The 16,597-nt window shown below is 75.0% G+C and carries 18 protein-coding genes; 6 read left to right on the top strand and 12 right to left on the bottom strand.

Translation table 11 applies throughout. The annotated features are described in order from the left end of the window. Positions 1 to 55 precede the first annotated feature (55 nt). From ABZV78_RS07435 to ABZV78_RS07420, 4 genes are all read right to left on the bottom strand, one after another. Positions 56 to 538: an SRPBCC family protein gene (locus ABZV78_RS07435; RefSeq protein ID WP_355636336.1), complete on the bottom strand. Its 483-nt coding sequence runs from the start codon at positions 536 to 538 to the stop codon at positions 56 to 58. A 103-nt stretch (positions 539 to 641) separates the two neighbouring features. Beyond that, positions 642 to 851, bottom strand: coding sequence for a DUF397 domain-containing protein (locus tag ABZV78_RS07430; RefSeq protein ID WP_355636230.1), 210 nt, complete (start codon positions 849 to 851; stop codon positions 642 to 644). A 142-nt stretch (positions 852 to 993) separates the two neighbouring features. Then, on the bottom strand, positions 994 to 2,193 hold the full coding sequence (gene fahA / locus ABZV78_RS07425) for a fumarylacetoacetase (protein WP_355636228.1): 1,200 nt from the start codon (positions 2,191 to 2,193) through the stop codon (positions 994 to 996). Then, on the bottom strand, positions 2,190 to 3,047 hold the full coding sequence (locus ABZV78_RS07420) for a hypothetical protein (RefSeq protein ID WP_355636226.1): 858 nt from the start codon (positions 3,045 to 3,047) through the stop codon (positions 2,190 to 2,192). Before ABZV78_RS07420 ends, fahA begins: the two co-directional genes overlap by 4 nt. Before the next feature lie 94 nt (positions 3,048 to 3,141). On the opposite strand from ABZV78_RS07420, the gene ABZV78_RS07415 reads away from it, so the two are divergent. Continuing rightward, entirely contained in the window at positions 3,142 to 4,308 is a 1,167-nt protein-coding gene (locus ABZV78_RS07415; RefSeq protein ID WP_355636224.1) for a homogentisate 1,2-dioxygenase domain-containing protein, read from the top strand. Here the strand turns inward: ABZV78_RS07415 and ABZV78_RS07410 are convergent. Genes ABZV78_RS07410 through ABZV78_RS07395 form a run of 4 tightly spaced genes read right to left on the bottom strand, consistent with a single transcriptional unit; the run spans position 4,305 to position 7,094 of the window. After that, a complete protein-coding gene (locus ABZV78_RS07410) occupies positions 4,305 to 5,318 on the bottom strand; it encodes a tetratricopeptide repeat protein (RefSeq protein ID WP_355636223.1) in 1,014 nt (337 codons plus the stop codon). The two genes, ABZV78_RS07415 and ABZV78_RS07410, sit on opposite strands and share 4 nt — an antisense overlap. A 42-nt stretch (positions 5,319 to 5,360) precedes the next feature. Further along, positions 5,361 to 5,843, bottom strand: a complete 483-nt coding sequence (ispF, locus tag ABZV78_RS07405; protein ID WP_355636221.1) for a 2-C-methyl-D-erythritol 2,4-cyclodiphosphate synthase — start codon at positions 5,841 to 5,843, stop codon at positions 5,361 to 5,363. A 16-nt stretch (positions 5,844 to 5,859) separates the two neighbouring features. Further along, entirely contained in the window at positions 5,860 to 6,555 is a 696-nt protein-coding gene (gene ispD / locus ABZV78_RS07400; RefSeq protein WP_355636219.1) for a 2-C-methyl-D-erythritol 4-phosphate cytidylyltransferase, read from the bottom strand. Between the two features lie 53 nt (positions 6,556 to 6,608). Further along, on the bottom strand, positions 6,609 to 7,094 hold the full coding sequence (locus ABZV78_RS07395) for a CarD family transcriptional regulator (protein WP_007073334.1): 486 nt from the start codon (positions 7,092 to 7,094) through the stop codon (positions 6,609 to 6,611). Between the two features lie 327 nt (positions 7,095 to 7,421). On the opposite strand from ABZV78_RS07395, the gene ABZV78_RS07390 reads away from it, so the two are divergent. Next, complete coding sequence (locus ABZV78_RS07390; protein WP_355636217.1) at positions 7,422 to 8,123, top strand: hypothetical protein; 702 nt, start codon at positions 7,422 to 7,424, stop codon at positions 8,121 to 8,123. A gap of 7 nt (positions 8,124 to 8,130) precedes the next feature. Here the strand turns inward: ABZV78_RS07390 and ABZV78_RS07385 are convergent, their stop codons facing one another. The 4 genes from ABZV78_RS07385 to ABZV78_RS07370 all read right to left on the bottom strand — a co-directional run bounded on the left by ABZV78_RS07385 (position 8,131) and on the right by ABZV78_RS07370 (position 11,900). Continuing rightward, complete coding sequence (locus tag ABZV78_RS07385; RefSeq protein ID WP_355636215.1) at positions 8,131 to 8,703, bottom strand: hypothetical protein; 573 nt, start codon at positions 8,701 to 8,703, stop codon at positions 8,131 to 8,133. A 40-nt stretch (positions 8,704 to 8,743) separates the two neighbouring features. Beyond that, positions 8,744 to 9,793 carry a type III polyketide synthase gene (locus ABZV78_RS07380; RefSeq protein ID WP_355636213.1) on the bottom strand — a complete coding sequence of 350 codons (1,050 nt, stop codon included), beginning with the start codon at positions 9,791 to 9,793 and terminating at the stop codon, positions 8,744 to 8,746. Positions 9,794 to 9,934: 141 nt separating this feature from the next. Then, the gene (locus ABZV78_RS07375; protein ID WP_355636211.1) at positions 9,935 to 11,101 is read right to left on the bottom strand and encodes an acyl-CoA dehydrogenase family protein; all 1,167 of its coding nucleotides are present in this window, start codon (positions 11,099 to 11,101) and stop codon (positions 9,935 to 9,937) included. 43 nt (positions 11,102 to 11,144) lie between these two features. Continuing rightward, the gene (locus ABZV78_RS07370) at positions 11,145 to 11,900 is read right to left on the bottom strand and encodes a methyltransferase domain-containing protein (protein ID WP_355636209.1); all 756 of its coding nucleotides are present in this window, start codon (positions 11,898 to 11,900) and stop codon (positions 11,145 to 11,147) included. 45 nt (positions 11,901 to 11,945) lie between these two features. Here ABZV78_RS07370 and ABZV78_RS07365 point away from each other — a divergent pair, with 45 nt between their 5' ends. From ABZV78_RS07365 to disA, 4 genes are all read left to right on the top strand, one after another. Beyond that, entirely contained in the window at positions 11,946 to 12,785 is an 840-nt protein-coding gene (locus ABZV78_RS07365) for a UbiA family prenyltransferase (protein WP_355636207.1), read from the top strand. Between the two features lie 140 nt (positions 12,786 to 12,925). Continuing rightward, positions 12,926 to 13,708, top strand: coding sequence for a hypothetical protein (locus ABZV78_RS07360; protein WP_355636205.1), 783 nt, complete (start codon positions 12,926 to 12,928; stop codon positions 13,706 to 13,708). 107 nt (positions 13,709 to 13,815) lie between these two features. Beyond that, the gene (gene radA, locus ABZV78_RS07355) at positions 13,816 to 15,264 is read left to right on the top strand and encodes a DNA repair protein RadA (RefSeq protein ID WP_355636203.1); all 1,449 of its coding nucleotides are present in this window, start codon (positions 13,816 to 13,818) and stop codon (positions 15,262 to 15,264) included. 142 nt (positions 15,265 to 15,406) lie between these two features. Further along, complete coding sequence (gene disA, locus ABZV78_RS07350) at positions 15,407 to 16,591, top strand: DNA integrity scanning diadenylate cyclase DisA (RefSeq protein WP_355636202.1); 1,185 nt, start codon at positions 15,407 to 15,409, stop codon at positions 16,589 to 16,591. Positions 16,592 to 16,597 lie beyond the last annotated feature (6 nt).

The following is a 16,597-nucleotide window of genomic DNA, read 5'->3' as shown; positions in this document are numbered from 1 at the left end:
CGGCTCCCGTGGGCCGCACCGGCCGGCCCGGGTCAGGTCCGATCAGCGGGTCGGTTCAGGCGGCCTCGGCGGACCGGGTGGGCCCGACGGCCAGGGCCAGGTCGGCCAGGTCGCGGCGGAGGGCGCCCTCCACCGCCCGGGCGGCCAGGCCGCCGAGGATCAGCGCCAGCACCCGGCCGTACGGGCGGGTCGGCACCGCCTCGTGCTCGACGGTCACCTCGGTGCAGCCGCGCCGCCGGCGCTCGACGGTGCGCAGCGTCCAGGTGATCCGGTAGTCGGCGCCCGCGCCCCGCGAGCTGAGCACCAGCCGCGCCGGGGCGACCGCCTCGACCACCAGGAACTCTTCCGCCTCGGCCACGCCGTCCGGCCGGACCCGGGTCTCCCGCCAGGCGGTGCCGGGGCCGAGGTCGCCGGGGCTGAGGACGTCGACCGCACCGACCGCGGAGAGCCAGTCGGCCCGCGCGGGGAGGTCGGTGAGGAGCCGCCAGACGTCGACGTCCTGCGCTTCGATGAATGCGGAAACCGTGACCGTCGACATGGCACCTCCCGTGTCGTCCACGGTACGGGCCGTCACCGGGTAACGGGAGCCTTGCGGTGACATTTCCACCACTGGTGCCCCGACCGGGGCACCGGGCGTGCGGTCAGGGGCGGAAGGCATCACCCCGGATCGCGGCGACGAACGCCGTCCAGCCCGGTGGGCTGACCGCGAGCGTCGGGCCCTGGGGGTCCTTCGAGTCGCGTACGCCCACCACGCCGTGCGCGGCGGACACGTTGGTCGCCACCTCGACGCACAGACCCTGATCGTTGGAGCGGCTGCTGGTTCGCCAGACGGCGCCGGTCAGCTCGGTCATCTCCCGGTCCTTCCTGTTCCACTCGGGTGCGCCCCGGCCCGCACCGCCGGGGCGCACGCAATCCGCGACGATCAACGGCGCAGGAAACGCCCCCGGTCGCACAGCGGGTGCGACCGGGGACGGAGAGTGAACAGGGGATGGCTCAGCGGGCCGGCAGGATGCTTCCGGTGACCTCGCCGAGGGCGATGGTGGTGCCGTCCGGGCCGGGCGCGGTGGCGGTGATCGTCACCGTGTCGCCGTCCTCCAGGAAGGTCCGGGCGGCGCCGTCGGCGAACTTGACCGGCTCGGTCCCGCCCCAGGTCAGCTCCAGGAACGAGCCGACCTGCCCGCGTTCCGGCCCGGAGACGGTGCCGGAGGCGTAGAGGTCGCCGGTCCGCAGCGACGCGCCGTTGACGGTGAGATGGGCGAGCTGCTGGGCCGGGGTCCAGTACATGGTGGCGAAGGGCGGCTCGGCCACCCGCTCGCCGTTCCACTCGACCGACAGGGTCAGGTCCAGCCCGACGTGCGGGGTGTCACGCAGGTAGTCCTGCACCGGCGGGTCCTGGTGGGGGGCCGGCACGAAGGCGTCGGCCAGCGCGTCCAGCGGGGTGACCCAGGCCGAGACCGAGGTGGCGAAGGACTTGCCCAGGAACGGCCCGAGCGGCTGGTACTCCCAGGCCTGGATGTCCCGGGCCGACCAGTCGTTGACCAGCACCACACCGAAGACGTGGTCGGCGAAGTCGGCGACCGCGACCCGGTCACCGAGCCGGCTCGGCACGCCGACCACGAAGCCGACCTCGGCCTCGATGTCCAGCCGGACGGAGGCGCCGGTGGTCGGGCCCTGCGCGGTGGCCCGCTGCCCGGTCGGGCGCACCACCGGGGTGCCGGAGACGACCACCGTGCCGGCCCGGCCGTGGTAGCCGATCGGCACGTGCTTCCAGTTCGGCAGCAGCGGCGGCTGCCCGGGACGGAAGATCTGCCCGACGTTCGACGCGTGGTGCTCGGACGAGTAGAAGTCGACGTAGTCGGCGACCTCGAACGGGAGCAGCAGCTCCACCTCGCGCAGCGGCACCAGCAGCGGCTCCACCGCCGGCTGGTGCGCCGCGTCGGTGAGCAGCTCGGTGACCCGCTGCCGGACGGCGGTCCACTGCGGACGGCCGAGTGCCATGAAGTCGTTGAGGGTGGGCCGGCCGAGCGCGCCGGCGGCCAGCACCAGCCCGGCGGCCTCCGCGCCGGCCAGGTCCAGCACGAAGTGGCCGATGCGCACGCCGATCCGCGGCTCGCGGCCGCCCTGCCGGAACACCCCGTACGGCAGGTTGCTCACCCCGTACGGCGACCCCGCCGCACCCGTCACCCAGCTCATTCGTCAAAGCCCCCGTTCACCAGCCCCAGCCGGATCAGATCGGTCAGTGGTTCGGAGATGCTGCACGAGCCGTAGCCGACCCAGAGCGGGCGCTCGGCCTCCCGGTGCGACCGGGCCAGCTCGACCACCCGCAGCGGATCGGTGGCGGCGAGCAGTTCGGCCACCCCGTCCACCTCTGCGCCACCGGTGGCGGCCAGGGTGGCCGCCAGCACGTTGACGAAGCCGTGGTGGGTGAAGCCGGTCTCCGGGTCCCGGTGCCGGATCGCGTGGTGCAGCCCGGCGGTCAGCTTGAACGGCAGCTCCCGGTCCCGGCAGGCGCAGATCACCGCGGCCAGTTCGACCGGGGTCGGGAAGAGCTCCGCGGCCAGCCCGCCGGTGCGGAACTTGGCGGCCACGGGCAGCCCGCCGGCCCGCGCCTCGGCGAGGGCGTCCAGCGCGCCCATCAGCCCGAAGGTCAGCGGGATCTCGGCGTAGACGGTGGTGCCGCCGAGGCGCTCGGCGAGCTTGACCAGGTCGGCGAGGCCGGGCTGCGGGTCCTCGCCGCGCTTGGCGACGGGCGCCTCGACCTGGCGGACGGCGAGCCGGGCGTCCGCCTCGGCGAGGGCCGTCTCCAGCCGGCCGACCGGCACGTCGCCGATCACGCCGACCGCCAGGGTCGCCTCGGGGGCGAGCAGGTCGGGCAGGTCGGGCAGGGTCGAGGCGGGCAGCAGCAGCGGGCCGACCAGGTCGGCGTACCAGCCGGCACGGTGCTGACGATGCGCGGTCACCGCGTCCGGCAGCGCGGCGCTGCCGGGCGGGAAGACCGCCGCGTCGTCGACCAGGCCGGCGAGGAGGCGGGGCACCTGCGTTGACACGAGACAAGAATCTACGGGACGCTACGAGGAACGGACAACCGCGTCCGATTATCGGACGTCACCGGCCGGAGAACGGGACATATCGGGAGGCGAGATGCCGTACTACCGCAGCGTCGGCGAGGTGCCGCGCAAGCGTCACACCCAGTTCCGCCAGCCCGACGGCACCCTCTACGCCGAGGAGCTGGTCGGTCAGGAGGGCTTCTCCTCCGACTCGTCGCTGCTCTACCACCGGCATGCGCCCACCGCGATCGTGGCCGCCGAGGAGTTCACCCCGCCCGCCTTCACCCGGGTGCCCAACCTGCCGCTCAAGCCGCGGCACCTGCGCACCCACAAGCTCGACGGCACCGGCGCCGACCCGGTGCTCGGCCGGCAGTACCTGCTCGCCAACGACGACGTGCGGATCGCGTACGTGCTGGCCGACCGGCCGTCGCCGCTGTTCCGGGACGCCACCGGCGACCACTGCCTCTACCTCGAGTCCGGGTCGCTGCGGGTCGAGTCGCCGTTCGGCGTGCTGGAGGCGGTGGCCGGCGACTACGTCGTCATCCCCACCTCGACCATCCACCGCCTCGTGCCCACCGGCGACGAGCCGACCCGGCTGCTCGCCATCGAGGCCGCCGGCCACATCGGCCCGCCGAAGCGCTACCTCTCGGTGCGCGGGCAGTTCCTGGAGCATTCGCCGTACTGCGAGCGGGACGTCCGCGGACCGGACACGCCGCTGCTGGTCGACGAGACCGACGTCGAGGTGCTGGTCCGCCACCGCCGCGGTTGGACGAAATACGTGTACGCGAACCACCCGTTCGACGTCGTCGGCTGGGACGGGCACATGTACCCGTGGGCGTTCTCCATCCACGACTTCGAGCCGATCACCGGCCGGATCCACCAGCCGCCGCCGGTGCACCAGACCTTCCAGGGCCCGAACTTCGTGATCTGCTCCTTCGTGCCGCGCAAGGTGGACTACCACCCGGACGCCATCCCGGTGCCGTACAACCACCACAACGTCGACTCCGACGAGATGCTCTTCTACACCGGCGGCAACTACGAGGCCCGGCGCGGCTCCGGCATCGAGCAGGGCTCGATCTCGCTGCACCCGTCCGGCTTCACCCACGGCCCCCAGCCGGGCGCCGCCGAGCGGTCGATCGGGGCCGACTTCTTCGACGAGCTGGCGGTCATGGTCGACACCTTCCGCCCGCTGGACCTCTGCGACGCCGGGACCGCCTGCGAGGACGACGCGTACGCCTGGACCTGGGCGCGCCGGGCCTAGCGCACGGGACGGTGGTCGGCGCGGGCGAGCACGGCGAACCCGGCCACCACCGTCACGGTGATCCCGGCGACGAGCGGCCACGGGCCGCCGACCAGGGCGTAGAGCACCAGCAGCGCCGGGGCGGCGGCCACCGCGTACCCGGCCAGGGCCAGGTCGCGGTCGGTGCCGACCAGCCCGGGCAGCCGGGCCGCGTACCGAAAGACCAGCAGCGCCCCGCCGAGCGCGGCCAGCGCCGCGAGGACCCGGGACGGGCCTGGCGCGACCGGGGCCAGGAAGGCGACCAGCACGGTGGCGAGCAGCGACCAGCCGGCGCCGTGGAGCACCAGGCGGCGCAGCCCGTCGGTCACGGTCGGGCCGGCGTCGCCGCGCGTCGGGTCCATGGCCGCCACCTCGGCCAGGTGCTCCAGCGCCTCGGCGTAGCGGCGCTGCTCCAGCCGGATCACGCCCATGTCGTGCCGCGCCGCGGCCAGCTCCGGGTCCAGCCGCAACGCCTCCCGGTAGGCCCGCTCGGCCAGGTCGTACAGCTCCAGCCGGGCCGCGACCAGGCCGAGCACCAGGTGCGCCTGGGCGGTCTCCGGGGCCAGCTCCACACCTCGCCAGGCGGCGTTGAGCGCCGGCTGCCCGTTGCGCGCGCCGGCCAGGATCGCGGCGGCGCTGCGCTGGGCGTACGCGTCGTCCGGGCCGAGCGCCAGGATCTCGTCCCCGGTGCTCGCCGCGGCCTTCCACCGGCCCAGGTCGACCAGGGCGAAGCCGCGCGCCACGAGCGGTGACAGGGTTCCGGGTGCGGCGGCCACGGCCGCCTCGGCGACCGGCAGCGCCACCGCCGAGCGGTCGGCGGCGAGGTGCACCCGGGCCAGCATGGTCAACGCCTCGGCGTGGCCGGAATAGGTGGCGAGCGCCGCGTCGAGTTCCTCGGCGGCCTCGTCGTACCGGCCCAGCTCGGCGAGGAGCTGCGCGCGCTGGAGGTAGCCATCGGCGGCGGACTGGTCGGGGGCGGCGTCACTCGACATCCCGGCGAGCGTAACCGCCGGCGGCCCACCGCGCCCGCTGACCTATTCGGCCGGCGCCTCGTGGACCAGGGCCACCGCGATGCCGGTGAGCCCCTCGCCGCGCCCGGTGAAGCCCAGGCCGTCGGTGGTGGCGGCGGAGACGGACACCGGCGCGCCGACCGCCGCCGAGAGCACCCGCTGCGCCTCCTCCCGGCGCGGACCGATCTTGGGTCGGTTGCCGATCACCTGCACCGACACGTTGCCGATCTCGAAACCGGCCGCCCGGACCCGCCGGGCGCTCTCGGTCAGCAGCGCCACCCCGGACGCGCCCGCCCACTCCGGCTGGTCCACCCCGAAGTTGGCGCCCAGGTCGCCGAGGCCGGCCGCGGAGAGCAGCGCGTTGCAGGCGGCGTGCGCCGCCACGTCGGCGTCCGAGTGGCCGGCCAGGCCGTCCTGGTCCGGCCAGTGCAGGCCGGCGACCCAGCAGGGTCGCCCGGCCGCGAAGGCGTGCACGTCGGTGCCGATGGCCACCCGAGGAACGATCATGACCCGAGGGTACGCGTCAGGCGCCGGCGGCCAGCAGGTGCTCGGCCAGGGCCAGGTCGAACGGGCGAGTGATCTTCAGGGCCAGCTCCGACCCGGGTACGCAGACCACCGGGACGCCCAGCTTCTCGACCAGGCCGGCGTCGTCGGTGAGCGGGTCGCCGGCCGCCTCGTGGGCGGCGGTCAGCACCGACCGGCGGAAGCCCTGCGGGGTCTGCACCGCGCGCAGGGCGGCCCGGTCGACCGTGCCGAGGACCCGCTCGCCGGCGTCGACCTCCTTGACGGTGTCGACCACGGGCAGCACCGGGATCACCCCGTCGTGGCCGGCACGGACGGCCGCCGCCACCGACTCGACCAGCTCGGGCGGGGTGAGCGCCCGGGCCGCGTCGTGCACGAGGACGATCTCCGGCCCGGTGGGGACGGCGGCCAGCGCGGCGGCCACCGACGCCTGGCGCTCGGCGCCGCCGGGAACGACGGTCACCGGGGCCACCGGCGCGAGCATCGCCCGGACCGACTCGACGTCGGCGGCCGGAGCGGCCACCACGACGGTGTGCACCGAGGGCGCGGCGGCGATGCGGCGGACCGCGTGCACCAGCAGCGGCTCGCCGCCGAGCAGCCGGAGCGCCTTGGGCGCGCCCGGGCCGAGGCGTACCCCGGCTCCGGCCGCAGGAACAAGGACCGCGACGTCACCGCGCGGATTGAGCTGCGCGGTCACGTCGCGGTCCTCGGATTCGTTTGCTACGGGGTGGGTACGACGACTGCTGTGGATCAGGCCTCGGTCAGCACCTTGTCGAGCAGAGTCTCCGCCTCGTCCTTCGTGCTCTTCTCGGCCAGCGCGACCTCGCCGACGAGAATGTCGCGTGCCTTGGCCAGCATGCGCTTCTCACCCGCGGAGAGACCCCGCTCCCGCTCCCGACGCCACAGGTCGCGGACGACCTCGGCGACCTTCAGCGGGTTACCGGAGGCCAGCTTTTCCAGATTCGCCTTGTAACGCCGCGACCAGTTGGTCGGCTCCTCGGTGTGCGGTGCACGGAGCACGTCGAAGACCTTGCCCAGGCCCTCTTCGCCGACCACCTCTCGCACACCCACGATCTCGGCGTTCTCGGCGGGCACCCGGACCGTCAGGTCACCCTGCGCGACCCGCAGGACGAGGTACTGCTTAGGCTCGCCCTTGATGACCCGAGTCTCGATTGCCTCGATGAGTGCGGCCCCGTGGTGGGGGTAAACAACGGTCTCGCCGACACTGAAAACCATAGGTTCGAAACCCCTTTCGCTGTGTCTAGGGTAACACGCTCAGGCACCGATGTCTCACCGCTGTCCTGACCGTTGGCGCAGCTCAGGGGCCCTGTGAGAGGTATTTCTTCAGCTTGACAGGCGGTCAAGCCGATGGCTTCGACACGCTCCGTGACCGGCGGATGACAACCCGGTAAGAGTGACGGAAGCGTTCATATCTAGGGCGATGCGCTCCTTCCATGGTAGCTCCGGAATTCCAGGTGCGCCCAGGTGTGGCGGTACGACCACCGGTGCGGGACGCTTGGAGGGGACTGACGTCCGCTCACCGAGACGGCTCCTGGGGGTCCGATGGGCATGCCTGATGCTGACGGCCACGGGCCACCGGACGGGCTGCCCGACCTGCCTCCGGAGTGGGGTCGGGTGGTCGTCCCCGACGACGCCTCGGCGCTGGCCGAGGAGGCCCGCCAGCTCCGCCGCGAGCTGCGCCGGAGCCGGCGGGAGGCCGCCTGGCGGGCGCGCCTCGGCCCGGCCGGCCGGCCGTCGGTGGGGCTGCCGGTGCTGGTCCTGCTGGTCGCCGTGCTGATCACCCTCACCGGGCTGGCCGCGGTCACCTGGCCCCGGTCGAGCCGCTCCGGGGGCACGCCCACGGTGCTGCCGTACCCGACGGCCCCGATCGGGCCGCTGCCCGCGCTCGACCTGGTCGGCCCCGACGACGCGCCGGTGCCGCTGCGCGGCCTGCTGCCCGCCATGATCGTCCTGGTGGACGCGTGCGCCTGCGCGGAGCAGGTCGGCACCGCGGCGGCCGCCGCACCGCCCGGGGTCACCGTGGTCACCGTCACCGGGGGCCGCAGCGCGGAGGCCGCGACCGCCCCGGGGGTGCGCCCACTCGCCGACCCGGCCGGCGGCCTCCGCTCCTACCTGCACCTCTCCGCACACCCCGGCACGGCCGCCGCCCTGCTGGTCGACCGGCAGGGCACCCTGGTCCGGGTGGTGCCCGAGCTGGGGCCGGCGTCGGACTACCGCGACGACCTGGTCCGGCTGGCCGGCTGACCGCCGCTCAGGTGAGCGCGTCCAACCGGGCGTCGAGGTCGACCCGGTCCCGGAGCGCGACGAACCGGACCAGCAGCGGCCCGCCGGTCGTGCTCACCACCAGGATCGAGACGGTGCCCGGCACGCAGCTCATCACCTGCTCCGACTCGTCGTCGGTCGAACCGGTGAACCCGACGGCGACCGCGCCCGGGCCGGAGCAGCCGACCGTGAGCCGGAACCTGACCGCGTCCGACGCGTTCGCCCGGCGGGTCACCGGGGCCCCGTCCGGCGTCAGGTGGGACCGCTCCCGCCACACCTCATACGTGACCTGGCGCCGCTCCACCGTGCCGTCAGGTTCGACGTGGAGGACCACCGGCTCGTCCGGATCCGCCTCCGGCCCCGGCAGCACCTGCCCGGTCCGCGGATCGATCACCCGCACGCCGGGTTCGAGGAAGGCGGCGGTCGACGGGGTGGGATCGGGCACGGGCGCGGGTCGCCCGAGCTCCGGCGCCGCTGCCCGCCACCAGCCCGCGCCGGCCGCCAGTGCCGCCACGGTCAGCCCGGCCAGCAGCGCGCGCCGGATCCGCTCGTCGGAAGCCACGCGCAGAGCGTAGCGACGCGGGGCGGCGGCCGTCGCCCCGTCAGGCGGTGCGCTCCAGCAGGGCCGCGTAGAGGGTGAGGCCCGGCCCGAAGGCGAGCATCACGACCCGCTCGGGCGGCCTCTCCGCGCGGCGCAGCCGGTCCAGGATCAGCAGGACCGTCGGGGACGAGCAGTTGCCGTGCTCGTCCAGCGTGGCCCGGGACGCCGCGAGCGCCGCCGGCGGCAGGGCCAGCTCCCGCTCCACCACGTTGAGGATGCGCGGGCCGCCCGGGTGCACCGCCCAGCCGTCCACCTCGGAACGCCGCCACCCGTGCCGGGCCAACAGGTCGTCGACCAGGCCCCGGACGTGGCGCGAGAGCACCTGCGGCACCTTCGGCGACAGCCCCATCCGGAAGCCGGTGTCGGTGACGTCCCAGGTCATGTGGTCGGCGGTGGAGGTGTCGGTGACCGAGGTGACCTCGCGCAGCGCGTACCCCCGGCCGCCGGGGACGACCACGGCGGCGACCGCGGCGTCCGAGAAGAGCGCGTGGGAGACGATCTGCTGGGTGTCCACCCGGGCGCCCGGCGGCTGGATGTGCAGGCTGGTCAGCTCCGCGCAGAGCAGCAGCGCGGGGCGGCCCCGGGCGGTGACGAAGTCGCTCGCCGCGCCGAGCCCGGGCAGGGCCGCGTAGCAGCCCATGTGGCCGACGAACATGCGCTGGGTGTCCGGTGCCATGCCCAGGTCACGGGCGAGCAGGATGTCCAGCCCCGGGGTGGCGTAGCCGGTGCAGGAGCAGACCACGAAGAGGCCGATGTCACCGGCGTCCAGGCCGGCGGCGGTCAACGCCCGGCCGACCGCCTCCTTGCCCAGCGGCAACGCCTCGACCTGATAGCGCCGCATCCGGCGCTCGGTGGGCCACTCCGAGACGTCCTCCAGCAGCGGGTTCACGGCCGCCTGGCGGAGGGACACCCCGGAGTTGGCGAAGATCCGCTCGGCCAGCGCCCGGGTGGTCCCGGAGAAGTGCTTCGCGAAGAAGCCCGTCCACAGCTCGTCCTGCGCGGCGGACGGCGGTTGCGCCGCACCCAGACCCGCGATCACCGGCACGCCCATGTCCCCCACCTCTCGTCCCCGATCCCCCACGCTTCACCAACGAGTCCGGTCCGTTCGCGACTGCGGGACTCGCAAATCTGATTCACGAGCCGCCCTTCGTTCGCGAGTGCGGCGCTCACAGGACCGGCTCACTCCCCGCGCTCACCAACGAGGCGTCGCCCCGTCGCGGTCCGGGTCGCCGCCGAGCGCGGCGATGCCGAGCCAGTCGGCGCAGACGTCGGAGGTCGCCGGGTGCAGCGAGCCGCACCGGGCGTCCCGGTAGAGCCGCTCCAGCGGATGCCCCCGCCGGGTGGCCGAGGTGCCCGCGGCCTCCAGCATGGACGCCGCCACGTCGGCGGCCGTCGTGCCGGCGAGCAGCTTGGCCCGCCACACCCAGCGGTTGGTCTCCGCGTCGCCGGGCGCCTCGTCGACCCGGCGGGCCGCCTCGGCGACCACCAGCTCGGCCGCCGCGACGGCCGCGTCCGCCCGGCCCAGCCGGGCCCGGACCGCCGGCAGGCCGGCCAGGTTGCGCGCGTTCAGGTGCTCGGCGGCGGCGTCGATCGAGGCCCGGGCCACCCCGACGTAGACGGCCGCGTAGCTGGCCACCAGCCAGTGCGGCATGAGCTGGGCGACCACCAGGGCCAGCCCCTCCACCCCGCCGAGCAACCGGTCGGCCGGGACGGTCACGTCCAGGTGCAGGTCGTGCGAGGAGGTGGCGCGCATGCCCAGCGAGTCCCAGGTGGGCTCGACCGCGATCCCCTCCCCGGCCGGAACCAGGAACTGCGAGACCACCGACTGGTCGGTGGCGCTGCGCGCGGCCACCAGGTAGCCGTCCGGGTGGCCCGCGCCGGAGCAGAACGTCTTGCTGCCCTTAAGGTGCCAGCCGCCCTCAGCCGCCTCGTAGACCGTGCTGAGCTGGGACAGCCGGGCGCCGGCGCCGCGTTCGCTCATGGCCACCGCGTACCAGGCGCCCTCGGCCGCGGCGCGCAGCAGCCGGTCCCGGGCGGCCAGCGCCTCGTCCGGTACGCCGAGCGCCTCGGCCAGCTCCTCGGTGACCGCGCCCAGCGCGCCGGTGACCGAGGCGTGCATGTTGAACACCAGCGCGGTCGCCCCGTTGCCCCGGGCCAGCTCGGTGGCGACCGCGGCGTACTCGGCGAAGGTGGCCCCCAGGCCGCCCAGCTCGCGCGGCACCATCAGCCCGAACAGGCCGGCCTCGCGGAGGTCGGCGAAGTCGTCGACCGGGAACGAGCCGTCCCGGTCGTGGTCGGCCGCGCGGGCGGCCAGTCGCGGCGCCAACCTGCGGGCCGCCTCCAGCGCGTGCACAGTCATGTAGCCCCCTTCTCGGCGTCCCCTTTACCCTGGGCGGCCCCCGCTACCCGCTCCGGCGCCCGTGGCCCTGGTAGAGCACGGCGGTCGACCAGGTCGGCACGATCCGCGGCTCCGTCCGGGTGCGACGGTCGGCGCCGCGCAGCCGACGCAGCAGCCAGGCCAGTGTGCCGCCCAACTCGGGGCGGACGCCGCGCAGTCGCAGCGCCACGCCGTGCCGGGCGCACTCGGCGACCAGCGCCCGGGCGTCCACGAACAACTGTGGATCGTGGATGCCGCGCGGCACGGTGGGCAGCCGCTCCCCGAGTTCCACCGCGACCAGCCGGGCCAGCAGGGTGTCGTTGAGGGTGTCCAGCACCAGCAGGCCGCCCGGCCGCAGCAACCGGCACGCCTCGGCCACCGCGCGCCGCCAGTCCGGCACGTGTTCGAGCAGCTCACCGGCGGAGACCACGGCGGCGCAGTCGTCCGGGAGCGGGACCGCGGTGGCATCACCCTGGACCACCGTCACGCCGTGCGCGGCGGCCTGGTCGAGGGCGGAGCGGGTCAGGTCCACTCCGACGTGCCGGTAGCCCTTGCCGGCCAGGTGCGGGGCGAGCAACCCGGCGCCGCAGCCGAGGTCGACCAGCAGATCGTCCTTTGCGGACGCCGGGGGCACCAGGGCCGCGCGGGCCCGGGCCAGCCAGTGCAGCATCGCGAACGCGCCGTCCGGTCGCCACCACTCGCCGGCCAGGTCGTCGTACTGCCGGGGATCGTTGGGCGGCAGCACCCGGGGCGGGGTGGACACCGGGGCCGCGTCTCGCATGGACCGAGCGTGGCACGACTCCCCGGTAACGACCAGACTTCCCTTATGTCGATGTCGGTGTTAGGGCTGGTCAGGGCGAGCCACCCGGAACCGGCCGCCGCGGTGACCGTGGTGGCCGGGCTGCTCGCCCGGGGCGTCGGGCACGGCCTGGCGGGGATCGCCACCGTCGCGCTCACGGTGCTGGCCAGCCAGCTGGCCGTGGGCTGGAGCAACGACCTGATCGACGCCGACCGGGACGCCACGGTGGGGCGTACCGACAAGCCGGTGACCACCGGCGCGGTCTCCCGGCGGATCCTGGCCCGCGCCGCCGTGCCGGCCGCCGTCGCCACCCCGCTGCTGGCGCTGGCCGCCGGCCCCGCGGCGGCGCTCTGCGCCACCCTCGGCCTGGTCTCGGCACTGCTCTACAACTGGCCGCTGAAGTCGACCGCGGTCTCGGTGCTGCCCTACGCGGTCTCGTTCGGCGCGCTGCCCGCCTTCGTGGTGCTGGCCCTGCCGGGCGCGCCAGCGCCCCCGCTCTGGCTGGTCGCGGCCGCCGCGCTGCTGGGCGCCGGGGCGCACTTCGCCAACGTGCTGCCCGACCTGGCCGACGACGCGCGGACCGGGGTGCGCGGACTGCCCCACCGGCTGGGGCCGGCGGGCAGTCGCGGGGCCGCCGCCGGGCTGCTCCTCGCGGCCACGATCGTGCTGGTCGTCGGGCCGCCCGGGCCGCCGTCGTGGGCGGGCCTGGCGGCGATCGCCGCCGCCGTCGGAGTGCCGGCCGTCGGTTGGTACGCCGGACGCGCCGCGACCGGGACCGGCGGCCGGCCGGTGGCTGCCTTCCGCGCGGTGCTGCTGGTGGCTCTCATCGACGTGGTGCTGCTGGTGGCGAGCGGCCGGGTGGTCTGACGGTCCCCTCGAAGGTGGCATTGCCGGGTCGGCGTGCGGGCCTCGATCAGCTCCAACTACCCTGGAGCGCGGTCTGCGCGGGTATGGCCACCCCGTGTCCGGCGTGCGGCCGGGCGGGGATCGTGACGAGGAGGACCGACGTGACGCGCTCGATCAGGGGTTCCCGGCGGGCGGCCCTGTTGCTGGCCGGTACGGCGGCGGCGACGAGCCTGCTGCTGTCCGGGTGTGGCGCCGGCCAGGTGGCCGAGACCGCCAACAAGATCCCGTCGGTGCAGGGCGTCAACGTCCAGACCCCCGACAACCTCTACAAGGTGCGCGGCCTCTTCCTGCAGTTCCCCGGCCCGGAGGGCTACAAGTCCGGTGCCAACGCGCCGGTGAACGTCGTGCTCTACAACGACAGCGAGACGCCGGTGACCGTGACCGTCACCACCGACAGCGCCCGGGAGATCCTGCTCACCGGCGCCGGGGCGGGCAGCGACGAGGCCACCCCGACCGGCTCGCCGACCGAGCCGGCGTCCGCGTCGCCCACCGCGACCGACCCGAGCGCCTCGCCGAGCCAGTCGGTCGGCACCAGCGAGTCGCCGTCGGCCAGCCCCTCGGCCTCGGCCAGCGAGTCGGCGGCCCCCGCCGGCCAGCCGGCCCGGATCGAGATCCCGGCCCTGAGCTACGCCCAGCTGATCAGCGGCAGCCCGCAGGTCCTCCAGCTCGTCGGCCTGAACCAGGCGCTGCTCGTCGGCCAGCAGGTCAACCTGACCTTCGACTTCGGCAACGGCAAGGTGATCAAGACCGGCGCCCCGGTCGGCGTCCCGCTGACCCCGGGGGCGCAGCCCTCGCCGGTGGTGCAGCCCCGCGAGGAGGAGGGCGCCGCCGGCCACCCGGGTGGCCTCGTGGAGGGCGGCACCGAGGGCGGCGGCCACAGCTGACCGGCTGATCCCCTTTTCGACGACACCGCCGGTGTGGCCAGCGCCACGCCGGCGGTGTCGCCGTTTCCGGGTGGGCTTTCGTCGCACCGTCCGGTTAGCGTCCTGGGGTGAGCACGTCCCGATCGACCTCGCCCCGCGCCACCGCCGGCCGTGGCCGCGCCGCCGCCCGCGAGCCGCGCCCGGCCTACGAGTGCGACGCCTGCGGCCACCAGCCCCCCAAGTGGGTCGGGCGCTGCCCCGAGTGCGGCGAGTGGGGCTCAGTGGTCGAGTGCACGGTGAGCGGCCCGCTGGTCTCCGGCCGGGTGGTCAGCTCCCGGATGCCCGCCGAGCCGGCCCGCCCGATCGCCACCATCAGCGCCGCGCCCGCCCGGGCCCGCGCCACCGGGGTCAGCGAGCTCGACCGCGTGCTCGGCGGCGGCCTGGTCCCCGGCGCGGTGGTGCTGCTCGCCGGCGAGCCGGGGGTCGGCAAGTCCACCCTGCTGCTCGACGTCGCCCAGCAGTGGGCGGCCAACGCGGGCAGCCCGTCGCTGGTGGTCAGCGGCGAGGAGTCGGTCAGCCAGGTGCGGCTGCGCGCCGAGCGGATGGGCACCCTGCACGAGCAGCTCTACCTGGCCGCCGAGAGCGACCTGTCGGCCGTGCTCGGCCACCTCGACGCGGTCAAGCCCGGGCTGCTGGTGCTCGACTCGGTGCAGACCATCTCCACCACCGGCACGGAGGGCGTGCCGGGCGGCGTGACCCAGGTGCGGGCGGTCACCGCGGCGCTGGTCGCGGTCGCCAAGGAGCGCGGCATCGCCACCGTGCTGGTCGGGCACGTCACCAAGGACGGCCAGGTCGCCGGTCCGCGGGTGCTGGAGCACCTGGTCGACGTGGTGCTGCACTTCGAGGGCGACAAGCACTCCTCGCTGCGCATGGTCCGCGGGGTCAAGAACCGGTTCGGCGCGGCCGACGAGGTGGGCTGCTTCGAGATGCACGAGGGCGGCATCAGCAGCCTGGCCGACCCGTCCGGCCTCTTCCTGACCCGCTACTCCGAGCCGGTGCCGGGCACCTGCGTGACGGTGGCCATGGAGGGGCGGCGCGCCCTGGTCACCGAGGTGCAGGCGCTGATCGGCGCCACGGTCGCCGGCTCCCCCCGGCGCACGGTCTCCGGGCTGGACGGCGCCCGGCTGGCCATGGTGCTCGCGGTGCTCCAGCGGCGCACCGAGCGGCTGACCCTGCACGACCGCGAGGTCTTCGCCGCTACGGTGGGCGGCATCCGGGTGGTCGAGCCGGCGGCCGACCTGGCCGTGGCGCTGGCGGTCGCCTCCGGCGGGCTCAACCTCGCCCTCAACCCGCAGCTGGTGGCCATCGGCGAGGTCGGGCTCACCGGCGAGGTGCGCCGGGTCGGGGCGGTGCCCCGCCGGTTGGCCGAGGCGGCGCGGCTCGGCTTCCGGCTGGCCCTGGTGCCGCCCGGCTGCGGCCCGGGCAGCAGCGGGGTGGCCCCGGAGAACATGCGGGTGATGGAGGTCACCGACGTCCGGGCGGCCCTCCAGGCTGCCGCGCGAGCGTCGGCGGAGTGACGGTCCGTAGGCGTGCGGCGGGACCGGCCGGGCGATTCCGGACAGCCGGCGCAGCAGGTCGGCGACCGGGGGAGCCGGACATCGTGACACATCACAGTAACCACGAGAGCACCCACCGCACGGCAGTCCGTAGACTGTGCCCGTGCCGATCGACCGCGATGCCACCAAGCCCGCCGCGACGACGCCGCACGCCCGCACCGGCGCCATGGGCTCCCCCACCCGTGCGATCAGCGTGAGCGTCACCGGAAGCGTCGGCGGGGCCGGCGGCGACCCGCTGCGGGCCAACCTCGCCCTCATGGCGCCGGGCACCGCGCTGCGCGACGGCCTGGAGCGGATCCTCCGCGGCCGCACCGGCGCGCTGATCGTGCTCGGCTACGACAAGATCGTCGAGCAGATCTGCACCGGCGGCTTCCCGCTCGACGTCGAGTTCTCCGCCACCCGGGTCCGCGAGCTGTGCAAGATGGACGGCGCCGTGGTGCTCTCCAGCGACGGCACCCGGATCGTCCGGGCCGCGGTGCACCTGATGCCCGACCCGTCGATCCCGACCGAGGAGTCCGGCACCCGGCACCGCACCGCCGAGCGGGTGGCCCGGCAGACCGGCTACCCGGTGATCTCGGTCAGCCAGTCCATGCGGATCATCAGCCTCTACGTCAACGGCCAGCGTCACGTGCTGGACGACTCGGCGGCGATCCTCTCCCGGGCCAACCAGGCGCTCGCGACCCTCGAGCGCTACAAGCTCCGGCTGGACGAGGTCTCCGGCACGCTCTCCGCCCTGGAGATCGAGGACCTGGTCACCGTCCGCGACGCGGTGGCCGTGGTGCAGCGGCTGGAGATGGTCCGCCGGATCGCCGACGAGATCGCCGGCTACGTGGTCGAGCTGGGCACCGACGGGCGCCTGCTCGCCCTCCAGCTCGACGAGCTGATGGCCGGCGTCGACGCCGACCGCACCCTGGTCATCCGCGACTACCTGCCGGTGGGCCGGAAGTCGCGCACCCTCGACGAGGCGCTGGTCGAGCTGGACCTGCTCAGCGCCACGGAGCTGATCGACCTGGTCGCGGTGGCCAAGGCGATCGGCTACCCGTCCGCCTCCGACGCGCTCGACGCCGCGGTGAGCCCGCGCGGCTTCCGCCTGCTGGCCAAGGTGCCCCGGCTTCCGGCGGCCGTGGTCGACCGGCTGGTGGTGCACTTCGGCAGCCTCCAGCGGCTGCTCGGCGCGACCGTGGAGGACCTCCAGGCGGTCGAGGGGGTGGGCGACGCCCGCGCCCGGGGCGTCCGCGAGGGGCTGTCCCGGCTCGCCGAGGCGTCCATCCTGGAGCGCTACGTCTGACCCCGG

This window comes from Micromonospora sp. NPDC004540, assembly GCF_040610095.1.
Lineage (GTDB): Bacteria > Actinomycetota > Actinomycetes > Mycobacteriales > Micromonosporaceae > Micromonospora.
Note: the sequence above shows the minus strand (reverse complement) of the source record. Positions and strands in the feature narration are given on the sequence as shown.